At 48.1% G+C, this 15,238-nt stretch carries 15 protein-coding genes; 4 read left to right on the top strand and 11 right to left on the bottom strand.

Features of this window, described 5'->3' with window-relative positions; all coding sequences use genetic code 11:
- Positions 1 to 42 precede the first annotated feature (42 nt).
- Positions 43 to 1,374: an anti-phage deoxyguanosine triphosphatase gene (locus A10D4_RS04110; RefSeq protein ID WP_008487931.1), complete on the bottom strand. Its 1,332-nt coding sequence runs from the start codon at positions 1,372 to 1,374 to the stop codon at positions 43 to 45.
- 233 nt (positions 1,375 to 1,607) lie between these two features.
- Between A10D4_RS04110 and A10D4_RS04105 the strand changes: the two genes are divergently transcribed.
- Positions 1,608 to 2,360 (top strand): metallophosphoesterase, encoded by a 753-nt coding sequence (locus A10D4_RS04105; protein ID WP_008487930.1) that lies wholly within the window; start codon positions 1,608 to 1,610, stop codon positions 2,358 to 2,360.
- On the opposite strand, the gene A10D4_RS04100 is transcribed toward A10D4_RS04105, so the two are convergent.
- Positions 2,357 to 3,601, bottom strand: a complete 1,245-nt coding sequence (locus A10D4_RS04100) for an EAL and HDOD domain-containing protein (protein WP_008487929.1) — start codon at positions 3,599 to 3,601, stop codon at positions 2,357 to 2,359. The two genes, A10D4_RS04105 and A10D4_RS04100, sit on opposite strands and share 4 nt — an antisense overlap.
- A 77-nt stretch (positions 3,602 to 3,678) precedes the next feature.
- On the opposite strand from A10D4_RS04100, the gene rssA reads away from it, so the two are divergent.
- Both rssA and A10D4_RS04090 read left to right on the top strand, forming a co-directional pair.
- Positions 3,679 to 4,659 carry a patatin-like phospholipase RssA gene (gene rssA / locus A10D4_RS04095; protein ID WP_008487928.1) on the top strand — a complete coding sequence of 327 codons (981 nt, stop codon included), beginning with the start codon at positions 3,679 to 3,681 and terminating at the stop codon, positions 4,657 to 4,659.
- Positions 4,660 to 4,807: 148 nt separating this feature from the next.
- On the top strand, positions 4,808 to 5,353 hold the full coding sequence (locus A10D4_RS04090) for a DUF7010 family protein (protein WP_040502439.1): 546 nt from the start codon (positions 4,808 to 4,810) through the stop codon (positions 5,351 to 5,353).
- Between the two features lie 10 nt (positions 5,354 to 5,363).
- Here the strand turns inward: A10D4_RS04090 and A10D4_RS14055 are convergent, their stop codons facing one another.
- The 9 genes from A10D4_RS14055 to pspF form a co-directional block, all read right to left on the bottom strand.
- On the bottom strand, positions 5,364 to 5,765 hold the full coding sequence (locus A10D4_RS14055; protein WP_008487926.1) for a hypothetical protein: 402 nt from the start codon (positions 5,763 to 5,765) through the stop codon (positions 5,364 to 5,366).
- On the bottom strand, positions 5,710 to 6,009 hold the full coding sequence (locus A10D4_RS04085) for a hypothetical protein (protein WP_008487925.1): 300 nt from the start codon (positions 6,007 to 6,009) through the stop codon (positions 5,710 to 5,712). The genes A10D4_RS14055 and A10D4_RS04085 overlap by 56 nt, the downstream gene beginning before the upstream one ends.
- A 220-nt stretch (positions 6,010 to 6,229) precedes the next feature.
- Positions 6,230 to 7,753, bottom strand: a complete 1,524-nt coding sequence (gene putP / locus A10D4_RS04080; RefSeq protein WP_008487923.1) for a sodium/proline symporter PutP — start codon at positions 7,751 to 7,753, stop codon at positions 6,230 to 6,232.
- 67 nt (positions 7,754 to 7,820) lie between these two features.
- Positions 7,821 to 8,597 carry a peptide ABC transporter ATP-binding protein gene (locus tag A10D4_RS04075; protein WP_008487922.1) on the bottom strand — a complete coding sequence of 259 codons (777 nt, stop codon included), beginning with the start codon at positions 8,595 to 8,597 and terminating at the stop codon, positions 7,821 to 7,823.
- Positions 8,594 to 9,601 carry an oligopeptide/dipeptide ABC transporter ATP-binding protein gene (locus A10D4_RS04070; RefSeq protein ID WP_008487921.1) on the bottom strand — a complete coding sequence of 336 codons (1,008 nt, stop codon included), beginning with the start codon at positions 9,599 to 9,601 and terminating at the stop codon, positions 8,594 to 8,596. Before A10D4_RS04070 ends, A10D4_RS04075 begins: the two co-directional genes overlap by 4 nt.
- Positions 9,598 to 10,494 (bottom strand): ABC transporter permease subunit, encoded by an 897-nt coding sequence (locus A10D4_RS04065; RefSeq protein WP_008487920.1) that lies wholly within the window; start codon positions 10,492 to 10,494, stop codon positions 9,598 to 9,600. The genes A10D4_RS04070 and A10D4_RS04065 overlap by 4 nt, the downstream gene beginning before the upstream one ends.
- Positions 10,481 to 11,512: an ABC transporter permease gene (locus A10D4_RS04060; RefSeq protein ID WP_008487919.1), complete on the bottom strand. Its 1,032-nt coding sequence runs from the start codon at positions 11,510 to 11,512 to the stop codon at positions 10,481 to 10,483. The genes A10D4_RS04065 and A10D4_RS04060 overlap by 14 nt, the downstream gene beginning before the upstream one ends.
- Before the next feature lie 2 nt (positions 11,513 to 11,514).
- On the bottom strand, positions 11,515 to 13,155 hold the full coding sequence (gene sapA, locus A10D4_RS04055; protein ID WP_008487917.1) for an ABC transporter substrate-binding protein SapA: 1,641 nt from the start codon (positions 13,153 to 13,155) through the stop codon (positions 11,515 to 11,517).
- Position 13,156: 1 nt separating this feature from the next.
- Entirely contained in the window at positions 13,157 to 14,272 is a 1,116-nt protein-coding gene (pspF, locus tag A10D4_RS04050; RefSeq protein WP_008487916.1) for a phage shock protein operon transcriptional activator, read from the bottom strand.
- A gap of 228 nt (positions 14,273 to 14,500) precedes the next feature.
- On the opposite strand from pspF, the gene pspA reads away from it, so the two are divergent.
- On the top strand, positions 14,501 to 15,172 hold the full coding sequence (gene pspA / locus A10D4_RS04045; RefSeq protein ID WP_008487915.1) for a phage shock protein PspA: 672 nt from the start codon (positions 14,501 to 14,503) through the stop codon (positions 15,170 to 15,172).
- Positions 15,173 to 15,238: the final 66 nt, after the last annotated feature.

Below are 15,238 nucleotides of genomic sequence, written 5' to 3'. Positions count from 1 at the left end.
TGTTAACAGTCAAACAGGCCAGCCATGACTGGCCTGTTTAGCTTAGCGATAGAATGATCCCAACCCGGGTGAAAACAGATCTTGATGTAAGCGAGCCGCATAAGCGTCGGTCATACCGGCCAGATAATCGGCGATGATACGCTGCGGTTGACTGCCATCGGCTTCAGCCTGACGGTAGCGGGCGGCGGTATTATGCGGTAATAGCCGCAGCGGATCGACACTTAGCACCTCAAATAATGCCATGACAATTTGTTGGCCTTTGAACTCTTGTACTTGCATATCAGGGCGGCGGATAACGTTATAAAACACAAACTGTTTGAAGGTGTGTAATAGACGTTGCTCTAACACCCCCAAACTGGCTGTCCAAGCCAGTAATGGTTCGTCAAAAACGACCGTGTTGGGGATCAAGTCGACGGCATTGACTAAGTGATTAACTAATGCGCCAATCGCGTTTTTTCTGGCAAAATGTTGGCCCGAAAATAGCTGTGTCGTGAGTTCATGCAGCGGCAGCGTTAAGCCGTCCACCATGAGTTGCTCTAACTCCGGTAACACCAGCTGTTGCCACTGTTCGCGCTGAATCAAGCCGACCACAATGGCATCCTCTAAGTCGTGCACAGCATAGGCGATATCATCGGCGATTTCCATAATGCTGGCATCGACCGATTTATGTCGGCTGCGACCCGCCTGATGCTCGCTAGGTTGTTGCGAAAGCTGTTGAAATTGCTGTCGATCGCTATCGCTAAGCGGCGCCAATACCCAATCTAAATAATCGCTATCATCGTCGAACAACGCCTTGGGCGGATGCCAAAGCCGTGTATCTAACTGCTGATGCTGACTAATTGCTGCCGGTTGCCGAGTCTGCACCAGTTGAGACTGCAGTACCGGATATTTTAATAAGCCTAATAGCGTGCGGCGGCACAGATTCATGCCATTATGTTGAGTGTAGGGCTCAAGTTGCGTGACAATGCGAAAGGTCTGCCCATTACCCTCAAAACCACCGCTGTTTCGCATCATGTAGTGTAGTGCGATTTCGCCGCCATGGCCGTATGGCGGATGGCCGATGTCATGTGCTAAACAAAGCGATTCAATCAAGCTTTTTGATAAACCGAGTTGTTCACTAACCGCAGCTTGCTGCTGGCGTAAGCGCGATACTAGACCAGTACCGATTTGGGCGGCTTCAAGCGAGTGCGTCAATCGCGTTCTCGGGAAATCGTGCATGCCGATATACATGACTTGGGTTTTCGCTTGCAAGCGACGAAAAGCTGCTGAATGCAAAACGCGAGCTTTATCACGTTGATAAGGATGGCGCAGATCGTTATCGCGTCCTTCACGGCTATTGTCCTGGCGCTGTAACCAAGCACTAGCGACGGTCATGCTACATCTCCTTAAGCATTTTTTATGAACCGATAATTTATCACAGTTGTCGAAAACTTACGCTGCTCTGTTGCTGACGCGCAGCCGTCGCTGGCTAAAAAACCGGTGACACGCTGAAAAAACACATTTATGCGGTGCGTTACGTACAATATTTAGATATGGTTAAGTAGTTGTAAACAATATTAACAATATCGCGTGAAGCTACCCAATAGCGCTTAAAGGAAATCGTAATTATGAAGGCAAATGTGCTACGGCTGGCACAGAATCAACAAGGACGAGACTTTGTGGTGGGCGATATTCACGGTGAATGGCAACAGTTAACGACATTGTTAACTCGCGTCAATTTTAATACCGACAACGATCGACTGTTGGCGGTTGGTGATATTATTGATCGCGGTCCGGATTCGCTTAAGTTAGTGGAATTACTTAAGCAGCCCTGGTTTTATTGTTGTCGTGGTAACCATGAAGATGTGCTATTGCGTTACTGTCGGCAGCAAGATCAGCAGCTCGCGCGCAATTGGCAGGGCTTCGGTGGTGAATGGTTTTTTCAACTTAACCACGAGCAACAAGACGACGTCTATGCGGCGGTTAACGAACATACGGTATTAGCCATCGAGGTCGAGACCCTGATGGGGTTGATCGGCGTCGTGCATGCCGATGTACCTGTCAGTTTGAGTTGGCCTGAGATCACGCAAGCGTTGCAGCAAGCTGATGCGGATATGCAAGAGTGGGTGATGTGGTCACGGGCACGAATAAAGGCCGAGAAAAGCTTTGTCGTGCATGGCATTGAGCGACTGTTTGTCGGCCACACCATTGTTAAACAATCACGTCATTTAGCCAATGTGCATTATATCGATACCGGTGCCTTTACCCGCTCGCAACGCTCACCCAAAGGCCTGCAAAATCAACAGCGTAAAGAAGCGTCTAGTGCCGGGCACCTAACACTCATCGAGTTAGCACCTGATTATCCTGAGCGGCGTTCTTAATCGACCGATTTTAGCTGTGCACTCCAGTGCAGGGCTCGATGGTAGAGTGCGGAGAGTTCAGCTTCATCAAGCTGCCACGCTGCCGCCTGCTGATGGATAGCAGACCAGTCGGCTTGCTCATACGCTTGCACCAGAGTTAGCAAGTTAGCTAACTCGCCTTGCTGGTTCACGAGAGCTCGATATACATCGGCATTGACGGCAATACGGGTCAATAAGTTTTCTAAACTGTCGTCCATCATCGCATCTAACAACGAAAATAAACCGCACAGAAAAGCGCTTGCGGCATCAATAGTGGCAGCTCGTTGTTGCGTCGCTGCTTGCTGTTGATTTAAGGTTTGTGCAAGGATTTCACAAAAGCGTGCGCGTACAATGGCGCTATGCATCAACGCTGAGGGCTTATCGTCATTAATTTGCGCAGTTGCGACAATAGCGACGAATTTTTGTAGTTCTTGCTGACCTAAAAAAACGACCGCTTTGCGAATACTGTCGATACTGGTGTTGCGCTTAAAGACTGCTGAGTTCACAAAGCGTAGCAGCTTATAAGTCAGGGCTGCGTCATGTTGTACGATATTGCTGACTTCGTCGATACTAAAGTTGTCATCGTTAATGGCTTTAAGTAAATCTAAGAGTGCCATCTGCGAAGCGCTTAACTGGCGTTTTTGCATCAGTTCAGGGCGGGCGAAGAAATAGCCCTGAAAATAACTAAAGCCGAGTTCATAGGCCTGTTTAAACTCGGCCTGTGTTTCGATTTTTTCTGCCAGAAATTTAAGCGAGAAGGCCGACATTTGCTTTAAGTGTTGTTGAATTTTAGCAATCGGCAAAGCCCGAAAATCGATTTTGACGAGGTCGATGTAGGGTAGCAGGGCGTTCCAGCTGTCATTATATTCAAAGTCATCGAGCGCTAAGCGGTAGCCTTTTTTACGCAATCTTTTAACCGCTTCGATAATCTCATTACTGGGCTTTACCGTTTCTAGTATTTCGACTACCAGGTGCTGATTGGGTAGTACCAATGGCAGCTGATTGAGCAGGGCGCTTTCGGTAAAATTAATGAAAGCCGGATGGCCATCGGTTAAGCTCTCGATACCACCATTAAACTCGCTGGTTTCGACTAGGCGTGCCGTGGCTTCTTCGGGTGAAATATCCGGAAACGCGTTGTTTGGGCCGTCGCGAAACAGCAACTCATAAGCAAACAACTGTTGTTGTCGATTAAAAATTGGCTGTCTGGCCAGATAAAAGAACATAAACGTTGTGGTAAGTGTCGGTGTTATGCTGATAATGATTCATCATAAGCGCAATAATTAACAATGGAAAGGAATTGATGTCGAATATCAAAGTGGCGTTAGCGCTAGGCTCTGGAGCCGCCCGTGGTTGGGCGCACATTGGCGTATTGAATGCGTTACGAGAAATGGGTGTTGAAGTGGATATTGTTGCTGGGACCTCTATCGGCTCGTTAGTGGGTGGTGCTTTTGCCGCAGGCCGTGTGCAAGAACTGGAAGACTGGGTACGCGGCATGAATCGTTGGGAAGTTTTTAACCTACTCGATATTGGTTTTAATAGCGGCGGCATTATCGGCGGCGAAAAAGTGTTTAACTATGCGCGCGAAAACTTTGGCGCTAAAGGCATCGAGTCATTGCCGATCCCTTTTGGCGCAGTGGCGACCGACTTATATAGTGGTCGAGAAATCTGGTTACGTGAGGGTGACCTGTTTCACGCGGCACGCGCCTCGTGTGCGATGCCAGGTTTATTAGCTCCGACCGCTTATGACGGCCGTTGGTTGGTTGACGGTGGTTTGGTCAACCCGGTGCCGGTGTCATTGTGCCGGGCGATGGGTGCCGATTTTGTCATTGCCGTGCATTTAAACTCGCAGATCAATAATAAGGCACTGGAACAACGGGCGCGTAGCATGCCACCGCAAACCGCCGCCGATCAAGCAGAGCAAGAAAAAGCGCCAGATCACGGCGAACATCACGATGAGGAAGCAGGGTTATTTGGTAACTTTTTGGCGCACGGTCAACACTACTTTGAGAACATTAAAAAGCGTTTTTCGGGTAACGATTATAAAGCTCCGGGTATGTTTAGCGTCATGGCTGGTGCTATCGATATCATGCAGGAACGTATTACTAAAGCCAGAATGGCCGGCGACCCACCCGATATTTTAATTCAACCACGCTTAGGCCACATCGGCATATTAGAGTTTGAGCGCGGCGAAGAGGCCATCGACATAGGCTACGAGGCAACTCAACGGTTAGCTGACTTGATCGCTGACGAGTTAGAACTTTATCAAGAACGTAAAGGCTGATCGCGTCGGTTTTTCAGTGACTAAAGAGCAGCGGCTAAAGGTCCGTGACTAAAGATCAGTGACAATTGTCACTGGTTTAAAGGCGCTTGATGGGGCAGCATAATCCTCTTCTCTTGCAGTATATAAACAATAAAAATAGGGGATGGCTATGGACGTGCGAGATTGCCAACAGGACATGCGCCGGGCATACATGAATGGCGCTGCCGGAGTGCTAGTGTCGGGGTTAGTGTGGGCGGTGGCGGCGTTGTTAGCGGCGACAAGCAGCTTATTTCATGGTCAAGTGGCACTGTTGATCGGCGGCATGTTTATTTTTCCGCTGAGTATTGTGCTTTGCAAACTATGTAAGCATAGCGGCCAGCACGCAAAAACTAACGGTTTAGCCGCTTTGGCTATCGAGAGTACGATTATCATGTTGATAGGTATCGTGCTGGCTATCGCTGTGGGTTGGTATCGTGCCGACTGGTTTTTTCCAGCGATGTTAGTCGTGATTGGGTCGCGCTATTTACTCTTCCAAAGTTTGTATGGGTTGCGCCGCTATTGGCTACTAGGTGGTTTACTCTGTGGCTTGGGGATTGCTGCGGGAGCACTGGTGTTGCTGTCTGCTAATCTATTTCCGCCGAGTTTAGTCGCCGCACTAGGCGCACTGGCGGAAATCTTATTTGCTCTATTAACATTTCGCTCAAGTGAATATTAGTTATATTTTTCTATTTATCTAATTCTGGCTTTTCTCGAAGTGACATTTGCTCACCATCATTAACAACTTCTTGAATAGACTTATTAGATTTTTTAGCGATGATTCCATATATATTCCATAGGTTTTCTGAATTTTTTGTGGAGGATATATAGCGATGGCACCAAAGCATAACTCTCTCGATAGAATCCATTCTATAGGGTGAGGGAGTTGCTTTCTTTAGATACTCCTCTAAATAGTGTATTGTGCTAATACAGTCTTGCTGATGATAAGCCTGTTTAGCAAGTTTGTAATGGTAATCTGGGTCTACCGAACTGTTTTCGGCTATAATTGAAGTACTGAACAAGAGAATGAAAGCGCTAATCGGTAAGTGTTGGCTTTTCGTGATGAATTTCATTATTTGGAATTTTCTCATAGTTCATTCCCTTTATAATGGTTAATCCAATAACTATTGTTCCTAACAAGACAAAAAAAGTTCCTGGTGCTGCTTTTTTCAAGACTAATCGATTATTCCCAAATGCCCCTTCTGCATCTCCAGCATTACCCCATATTCCTATTGCGAATAGCTTATAACCCATGAAACATAAAAAAACTCCAACTATAAGACTCACAATTTTATATAAAGTTAAGGCCAAAACTTGAGTAAACTGTATATCCATAGGCTTTCTGTGCTCTTTAGCTTTTGATTAATGCTTAATTAAAATTTATATATGTGATTTTAGGCCTGATTAATTGTGGAACATATAATTTCTTATGAACGGTTGCTTGAAAATTATAGATGGAAGCTAACGGAATTCAAACTGAATGCATTATCTAGTTAATGCAGGATAAAAAAAACCGCCACACGGGCGGGTTTTTGGGGTGCGCTAAAGAGCCGCTTTAAGCGTGTTCATCAATAACCTTTTCCATTTCTTCAAAAGTATCTTGAATCTCTTTTGATGGATCGGCTGTGACTATGCTCACGACAACAGCAGCGATAGTACAGAATACGAAACCAGGAATGATTTCATAAATGTACGCGCTTAAATGCTGACCGTCGACGGTGGGTCCATAAATCCACAGCAGCACGGTGATGGCACCGACCAGCATACCGGCCAGCGCGCCATTACGATTCATACGCTTCCAGAACAAACTCAGAATGACGATAGGTCCAAACGCTGCACCAAAGCCAGCCCAAGCGTTAGCGACTAAGTCCAGAATGGTATTCTCTGGGTCCCAAGCGAGATAGATAGCCACTAAGGCGACCACTAATACCGATAGCCGACCGACTAAGACCAATTCTTTATCGGTCGCATCACGATGCACAAAGGCTTTATAGAAATCCTCGGTTAACGAGCTTGAGGTGACTAATAGCTGCGATGAAATGGTACTCATGATGGCCGCTAATATCGCTGCTAACAAAAAGCCACTGATCAACGGATGGAACAGCACTTCGGAGAATTCGATAAAGATAGTCTCAGGATCGGCTAAGGTCATTTGCGTTTCGTTGACATAAGCAATGCCGACAAAGCCGGTTGCCATCGCACCGATAATCGATACGAACATCCAGCTGATACCGATACGGCGTGCTGTCTTCACGTCTTTGACCGAGCGAATAGCCATAAAGCGAACGATAATGTGTGGTTGACCAAAGTAACCCAAGCCCCAAGCCAGTAATGAAATCACACCAACAAAGGAGATATCGCGCAACATCGCATCTTCAAATTTGGCATTTTTGAAAAAGTCCAAATAGTCTTTATCGATGCTGCTGACTTGACCAATCACGCTATCCATACCACCTAAGTGGTTGAACGCAACTATCGGTACCAGCACCAGCGCAACGAACATAATGCAGCCTTGCACAAAGTCGGTCATGCTGACCGCCAAAAAGCCACCGAATAAGGTGTAAGCGGTGACCACACCGGCGGTAACCCACAAGCCAGTGGTGTAATCCATACCAAACGAGGTATCGAATAGCTTACCACCGGCGACTAAGCTGGCCGAGGTATACAGAGTGAAGAAGATGATAATGACCAACGAGGAAAAAATTCGCAAACGACGGCCTTTATCGTCAAAGCGGTTTGCGAAATAATCCGGGATGGTGATGGAGTCATTGGCGACTTCGGTATAAGTACGTAAGCGCGGTGCTACGATGACATAGTTGAGATAAGCACCGACAACTAAGCCCACGGCTATCCACAGTTGTGATACGCCCGAGGCATAAATAGCGCCGGGTAAGCCCATCAACATCCAGCCACTCATATCTGAAGCGCCGGCTGATAATGCCGTTACACCGGGGCCAAGAGCACGGCCACCGAGCATATAGCCGGATACGTCATCGGTTGATTTTTTATAGGCGTAAAGACCGATGCCCAGCATGGCAAGAAAATACAGCGCTAGAGAAATAATTGTGCCAGTTTCCACTATAAACTCCTGTTGTCTGCAGATAGAGGTAATATCGCCATAGCGCTTTTTGCGATCACCTCAATTTTTAGTTATTTGCAGCCGCCGGAACTTGCAACAGCAACTTAGTGTACTGCTGTTGCGGTTGTTCAAATAGCGTCTGCGTCGCTCCGAACTCAATCATTTTACCACGATGTAAAATTAATATCTTGTCTGCCACGTGTTTCACGATCTCCGGCGAATGTGATACGAAAATATAAGAAATACCCATATCTTTCTGGAGATCCATTAGCAAGTTAATGATTTGACTTCTAACTGATGGATCCAACGCGGCCAGTGCCTCATCAGCCACGATTATTTGCGGATCGAGCATCACGGCACGCGCGATAGAGACCCGCTGTTGCTGTCCGGTAGCCAACATATGCGGATAGAATGACGCATGTTCTGGTAATAAACCGACCTTTTTGAGTACCTGTGCGATGGCCTCACGACGTTGCTCGGTATTCATATCGGTATTGAAGAGCAAAGGTTCAGCGAGTTGTTGACCAATCGTCAATTGCGGATTTAAAGACGCATCGCTGTCTTGAAATACCATCCGAATATGCTGACAACGTTGACGAAAGTTGCCACGTTGGAGTGGCTGTCCATTCAAAAACAACTGTCCACTACTGGGGTTCTCGGCACCGGCAATTAATTTCGCCAAGGTCGATTTGCCGGAACTGGTTTCCCCCATAATTGCCAAGGTTTCACCGCGCTCTAGGGTGAATGATACGGGTGCCAAAGCGGTAACTTTGCGCTGCCGCCGCCAGATACTTTTGTGGGTGTAGTACTTACATAGCGCTTGGACATCCAGTAATGCGGTCATGATGCAGACTTCCTACGTTTGTTCGGCGCTAACGGGTGATGGCAGTGATAACTCTGTTGTTTTAAGCGGGTGACTTTAGGCACCATGACGCAGTCTTTTTGTGCATTCGGGCACCGGGGGCCTAGCCGACAGCCTATGGGTAAATGTTGTAACGTCGGTATTGCCCCGGGTAGGGTCGGTAAATGTGTTTTCGGTTCGACCGCGTCGGTATCTCGCAGTGACATGCGCAACATGGCTTCGGTATACGGATGTTGGGGTTGATCGAATACCGCCTGTTTATTACCCGCTTCCATTAACTGCCCGCAATAGAGCAGGGTCACGTTATCGCTGTCTGGCATCACCGAGGCAACGTCTTGCGTGATCATTAACATCGACATGCCTTGGGTAATGCTCAAGCGGGTCAGTAGCCGATAAATCTGCTGTCGAGTTGATGGCTCCATCGCCGTGGTCGGTTCGTCCGCTATCAGCAATTTCGGACGGTGAGCAATCGCCATAGCAATACTGACTTTTTGCGCGACGCCGACCGAAAGTTCAAATGGATAACTATCGATGACTTGATCGTGGTCTTTCACCCCGACACGATGTAGCAAACGTACCACCCGGGTACGCTTATCCACCATTTTACGAATGAAGGTACCGCGCAAATCACCTTTCGGAATGGCTTCACGAAGTTGCTCACCGACGGTGCTATTAGGGTCTAAATAGCTATTGGGGTTTTGAAAAATCATCGCCATATCACGTCCAGTGATTTGCCGACGAAGGGCCGCATCCATGTTTAGTAAGTCGCGATTATTCCACCATAATCGGTCTGCGGTGACGCGCCATCGTGGATTAATAAACCCCAAAATGGCTTTTGCCAATAAGCTTTTGCCGGAGCCTGACTCGCCGACTAAGGTATGTATTTCACCCTCGCCAACCTGCAAGTTCACTTTATCTAGAATTTTCACCGGGCCATTGCTGGTATCCATCTCGATGGTGAGGTTACGAATATCAAGCATGTTCATGATTCTTCTGCCCTCGCTTTAATGGCGGCACGCAGGCTATCACCCACCACGTTAATACTGAGGATAGTCAGGAATAAGGCTAAGCCGGGTAGGGCCATAGTCCATGGCGACACGTACACCTGATCGAGGCTACGCGCTAACATGGTGCCCCATTCTGGCGCCGGTGCTTGTGCGCCCAAGCCTAAAAAACCAAGCAGCGCGATATCCAGTATCGCGGTCGAAATACCCAGAGTAATGTGCATCACCAGCACCGGTGTGATATTCGGCAGGATCACACGCCACAGCAAATAACGCGGTGGTACGCCGTTTAATCGTGAGGCGATGACATAGTCGCGTTTAAGCTCATCACGTACGGCGTTGCGGGTCGCGTGCAGAAACTGTGGGATCAGCACTAACACGATAGCAATCACTGCATTTTCTAAACTCGGCCCTAAAATAGCGATAACCACTAAAGCTAACAGCAACGACGGGATCGATAGCAGCACATCCAGTAAATGATTCAGGCTCGACGATTTCAACCCGCGACTCATACCCGCTAAGGCGCCTAAGCTGATACCAATGAATCCGGCAACCAGTACAATCAATAACGGATAACCGAAGCTATAAATGCTGCCGATAATAATGCGTGACAACATGTCTCGGCCTAAATCATCGGTACCAAACAAATAGCGCATGTCACCGGCGTCGGTCCATGAGGGCGCAACCGATAAACTCTCTGCAAATTGCTGATTGGCGTCATAGGGTGCTAACGCGTGTGACGCCAACATGGTTATTAATAATAGCCCTAAACAGTAAAGCGCGGCCATGGCTAAGCGGTTACGACTGAAGTTTTGCCAGATCAGCGTGAGCGGCGAGGGCACCCGATCTTGATAATAGAGGTTAGCTTTCGGCATACAGTTCCTGCCTGACTTGCGGGTAGCGCCATGCGTGATAGAGCTCTACCAGTGTATTAACGACTAAAACAAATAACGCTAAGCTGATCAGGCAGCCTTGAATGACGGGGTAGTCGCGTTCAAAAATTCCCTTCACTAACCAGCTACCCATACCCGGCCAGTTAAAAATCACTTCGGTAACAATAGCGTTGGTAAGCAACAGGCTGAATTGAAAGCCCAATTGCCGTACCAGAGGCTGCATGGCATTGGGTAGTGCATGCTTCCAAAGTAGTCTACTCTCGCTTAATCCGCGCGCTCGCGCGGCTTTAATATAATTACGTTTAAGTACATCAAGCATGGCGTTGCGCATGATGCGAATCAACATGGTCATCGGCATCATTGCTAGCACCACAACGGGTAACAATAAATGTTGTAGGGCATCTAGCAAGGCTGACCAACGATAGGGTTGTTCAGACAACATGACGTCGATGAGCACCGAGCCAGTATTAACCGAAATATCGTATAACGGATTGAGTTGGCCGGTTATCGGTAACCAATTCAGTTGTACTGCAAACAATAGGATCAGCAATTGTGCTAGCCAGAAGACGGGAATTGAATAGCCGGTTAAACTCTTCATTACGATCAGTTTATCCAACCAGCTACCGCGTTTAACCGCCGCCAGTACGCCTAACGGGATACCTAATACCATCGCCACTAACATCGCCAGTAAACACAGTTCAATCGTTGCCATTAAAATTGGCAGCGCGCTATTGGCAACTGCTTGGTTAGTCACCAACGACTGTCCCCAGTCGCCTTGTAATAGATGCGTCAGGTAATTGACGTATTGTACGAGGAGATTTTCATCGAGTTGCCGTTGCTGAACCAACTGCTCATAAAACAGTGGATCAGTCGTACGAATACCGGTCATATTGACAATGGTATCACCTGGGTATAAATGCATCAGGGTGAAGCTCACTAGGGTCAAGATAAGTAGCGTGATCAGTAGCAACAGCAAGCGCCGCAAGGTAAAAAATAACATGCCTATTGCTCCTCCGTCGCAGCCCGGTCAATGCGCGCTTGACGAAAACTAATACCACCGTATGCCGGTGGTTTAATGCCGCTGATCGATGCTTGGCTAGCTTGATAGCGCAACGAGTGCGCTATCGGCACTAACGGCATTTGTTCGGCAACTAAACGTTGCGCCCGGTCATATAAACGTTGTCGTTGTTCACGATCACTGCTGCTAATGGCATCAAAGATGATGTTATCAAAGGCGGCGTTGCACCAATTGGCGCGGTTATTACCAGTAGCCACCGCGGCGCAACTTAGTAATGGCCGAAAAAAGTTATCGGGGTCGGCGTTGTCAGCAGACCAACCGATCAGTACCGAGTCATGCTCGCCCCGAGCTAAACGGCGTCTAAAGGTATTCCATTCATAACTAATGATATGAGCATCGACGCCGATACGAGCTAAATCAGCTTGAATCAACTCGGCCATACGGTAGGCATTCGGGTTATAGGCGCGCTGTACCGGCATCGCCCAGATGTCGATGCTGAGGCGCCCGTAACCCGCTTCGTCTAGCAGTTGGCGAGCGCGCGCAGGGTTGTACTCGTAAGCTTCACTGACATTGGCGAACGCCCACGATGTCTGTGGCAATAACGAGTCGGCTTGTTTGGCATTACCGTAGTAGATGGCCTGAATGATGGCGGCTTGATTAATGGCATAACTCAAAGCTCGTCGCACTCGCGCATCATCAAAGGGAGGGCGCTCGGTGTTAAACGCCCAAAATGCGACATTGGGGCTGATTTCGCTGCTAACATCAATGCTACGGTTGTCCACCAAGGTATCGATTTCGCTGATCAATGGATAGGGAATGACGTCACATTCGCCGGTCAGTAGTTTCAGCATACGCTTATTAGCGTTTGGGGTAATGGAATACACTAATTGCTCTATATAGGGCCCTTCGCGCCAGTAATCGGGATTACGCTGATACCGAATCAGTACATCTTTGCGGAACTGTTCAAAGACAAAAGGCCCAGTACCAATCGGCAGCCGATCAATTCGCTCTGGATAACCGTTAGCTTGCAATTGCTGTGCGTACTCAGCGGAGAGAATAATGGCAAAGTCAGACGCCAAATTCGCCAAAAAAGAGCTATCAGAATACTGTAATTCGATATCGACGGTGTAGTCATCGACTTTGGTGACCGCAGTGATGAGCTGATCTAACCCCGTTGCGGTAAAAAACGGGTAGCTACCACCGTTAACGCGATGGTAGGCCGAGTTTTTATCGAGCCAGCGGCGAAAACTGAATAATACGTCATCGGCGTTAAAAGTTCGACTGGGGCTGAAATAGTCGGTGTGGTGAAACTGCACATCGTGGCGTAAATGAAACCGATAACGATGGCCGTCATCTAACACTTGCCAATCGGTTGCCAGCGCCGGTAAAAATCGTTTCTCATCGGCATCGTAGTCAAGCAAACGGTCATAGAGCTGGGCGGCGGTCGCATCAATGGTGGTGCCCGAGGTGCCGAGCTGCGGGTTAAAGCTTTCAGGGTTGCCCTCGGAACAATAAATTAAGCCCTGCTGTAACGGCTCAGGTCGTTGTTGGGGCTGACAGCCGGCTAATAAGACGCCGACTAACGATAGCCAGCCAGTGGATAGCAATGTGGAGCGAATCTTCATATTAATTGGCTTGCCCTTCAAGCAATTGATACTTCTTCAAATAACCACGTAACTGGTGATAGGTTAAGCCAAGCCAACTTGCGGTTTTCTTTTGATTAAATTGGCAGTGACTAAGAGCATGTTGTAGCAGTTGTACTTCATAATCCTGCGATAATTGCTTAAAGTCGACGGGCTGTTGTGGCAGGTTGCTAAGCAGTGATGCCGCTTTACTGTCGTCGTTGTTGGCACTCGCCGCTGCATCGCTGCTCGCTGCGCTTGCTGGCGTGTGCGCGTTGCTGTCGCTGTGGCTCTGACTGCTATGGTTAGCAAGGCGATGGGCGGCGGCTTGCGGACGATACGGGCTATGAAAAGGGTCGATAACAATGTCGCTGACCGGTAGCTGACCGCTACCGACTCGGTAGACGCTACGCTCAATCACATTTTTCAACTCGCGTACGTTGCCAGGCCAATGATAGTCCAGTAATCGCTGCCGAGCTTTATCGGTAAAGCCGCTGAATAACTCATAATCCAGTTCGCGCGCCATGTTCACCGCAAAATGTTCGGCTAATAGCAGAATATCTTCGCGTCGTTCGCGCAATGGTGGCAGGGTGATCACGTCAAACGCCAGTCGATCGAGTAAGTCGGCACGGAACTCTCCGGCTTCGGCCAACTGCGGTAAGTCTTCGTTGGTTGCGGCGATCAAGCGGACATCGACTTTCACTGGACGCGAGCCGCCGACGCGCTCAAACTCTCCGTATTCGATAACGCGCAACAGTTTTTCTTGTACTAAGGCTGGCGTGGTCGCCAACTCGTCAAGGAACAATGAGCCGCCGTCGGCGCGTTCAAAACGACCCTCATGACGTTTGCTGGCGCCGGTAAAGGCACCCGATTCGTGCCCAAAGAGTTCGCTTTCCAACAAGTTGTCGTTCAGCGCGGCACAGTTCAGCTTGAGATAATTTTGTTCCCAGCGTTTTGACAAATAATGCAGGCGCGCCGCGATCAGTTCCTTGCCGGTACCACGCTCACCGATAATTAATACCGGTTTATCCAGCGGAGCCACTTGCGAGACGTGCTCAAGCACCTCTAAAAAACTGTTGGACTGACCAATCAGATTATCGGCTTGGCGAAAACGACTCATGTTTTGACCTAATTATTAGTATGTTTAGCTAACTGTTAGTGTATTTGATAACTTTGGCGAAATAAAGAAATTCATCATTTCGATAAAAAATATTGCTAATCAGTAACTTAATAGAGTTTGCCAAGTTGGCCTGATTCCTGAATGTCATTGATACGAGAGACAAGATTGATAAACCCGATATCGATGACTTTTCGATGTCGACCTTAACACAAAAGCGAGGAAGCAGTTATGGGTATCTTTTCACGTTTTACAGATATCGTTAACTCGAACATTAATGCGTTACTCGATAAGGCGGAAGACCCAGCCAAAATGGTGCGTCTGATCATTCAAGAGATGGAAGACACGCTGGTGGAAGTCCGTTCAACGTCGGCGCGTTTATTGGCTGAGAAAAAAGATGTGCAACGTCAAATTAGTCGTGCTGAGAGCGATCAAGCCGATTGGCAGGCTAAAGCGGAGTTAGCATTATCAAAAGAACGCGAAGATTTAGCTCGCGCAGCATTATTAGAAAAGCAGCGTGCGCAAGAACGCGTGGAGTCGCTGCAAAGTGAAGAAGGACGCATCAACGAGCAATTGGATAAGCTCAGTGAGGAAGTCACCCAATTACAAGAAAAATTGGCTGATGCTAAAGCACGGCAGAAGTCGATCGTCATGCGTCAGCGTGCAGTGAGTTCGCGGCTGGAAGTGAAAAAGCAAGTAGACAGCGGCAAAATTGATGACGCGATGCACCGCTTTGAGCGTTATGAATCACGCATTGACGATTTAGAAGCGCAGGTTGATGCTTATGATTTAGGTAAAAAAACCTTACGTGACGAATTTGCCGAGTTAGAAAATGATGGCAAAGTCGATGCTGAACTGGCGGCGTTAAAAGCGCGCATGAGCGATAAAAAAGACGCCGAATGAGTATGGGCGTCGGTGCGACGCCCAGTATAACATAGCAATCACGTACTGCAGCAATAACGACATTAT

The sequence above is a fragment of the Idiomarina xiamenensis 10-D-4 genome (assembly GCF_000299895.1).
Lineage (GTDB): Bacteria > Pseudomonadota > Gammaproteobacteria > Enterobacterales > Alteromonadaceae > Idiomarina > Idiomarina xiamenensis.
Note: the sequence above shows the minus strand (reverse complement) of the source record. Positions and strands in the feature narration are given on the sequence as shown.

Coding starts and splice junctions, on each gene's coding strand:
- A10D4_RS04090 (WP_040502439.1), top strand. CDS start 4,808: ATGGACGTGCGAGATTGCCAACAGGACATGCGCCGGGCATACATGAAT.
- sapA (WP_008487917.1), bottom strand. CDS start 13,155: ATGAAGATTCGCTCCACATTGCTATCCACTGGCTGGCTATCGTTAGTC.
- A10D4_RS14055 (WP_008487926.1), bottom strand. CDS start 5,765: ATGAGAAAATTCCAAATAATGAAATTCATCACGAAAAGCCAACACTTA.
- A10D4_RS04075 (WP_008487922.1), bottom strand. CDS start 8,597: ATGACCGCATTACTGGATGTCCAAGCGCTATGTAAGTACTACACCCAC.
- A10D4_RS04085 (WP_008487925.1), bottom strand. CDS start 6,009: ATGGATATACAGTTTACTCAAGTTTTGGCCTTAACTTTATATAAAATT.
- pspF (WP_008487916.1), bottom strand. CDS start 14,272: ATGAGTCGTTTTCGCCAAGCCGATAATCTGATTGGTCAGTCCAACAGT.
- rssA (WP_008487928.1), top strand. CDS start 3,679: ATGTCGAATATCAAAGTGGCGTTAGCGCTAGGCTCTGGAGCCGCCCGT.
- A10D4_RS04105 (WP_008487930.1), top strand. CDS start 1,608: ATGAAGGCAAATGTGCTACGGCTGGCACAGAATCAACAAGGACGAGAC.
- A10D4_RS04110 (WP_008487931.1), bottom strand. CDS start 1,374: ATGACCGTCGCTAGTGCTTGGTTACAGCGCCAGGACAATAGCCGTGAA.
- A10D4_RS04100 (WP_008487929.1), bottom strand. CDS start 3,601: ATGTTCTTTTATCTGGCCAGACAGCCAATTTTTAATCGACAACAACAG.
- A10D4_RS04070 (WP_008487921.1), bottom strand. CDS start 9,601: ATGAACATGCTTGATATTCGTAACCTCACCATCGAGATGGATACCAGC.
- A10D4_RS04065 (WP_008487920.1), bottom strand. CDS start 10,494: ATGCCGAAAGCTAACCTCTATTATCAAGATCGGGTGCCCTCGCCGCTC.
- A10D4_RS04060 (WP_008487919.1), bottom strand. CDS start 11,512: ATGTTATTTTTTACCTTGCGGCGCTTGCTGTTGCTACTGATCACGCTA.
- pspA (WP_008487915.1), top strand. CDS start 14,501: ATGGGTATCTTTTCACGTTTTACAGATATCGTTAACTCGAACATTAAT.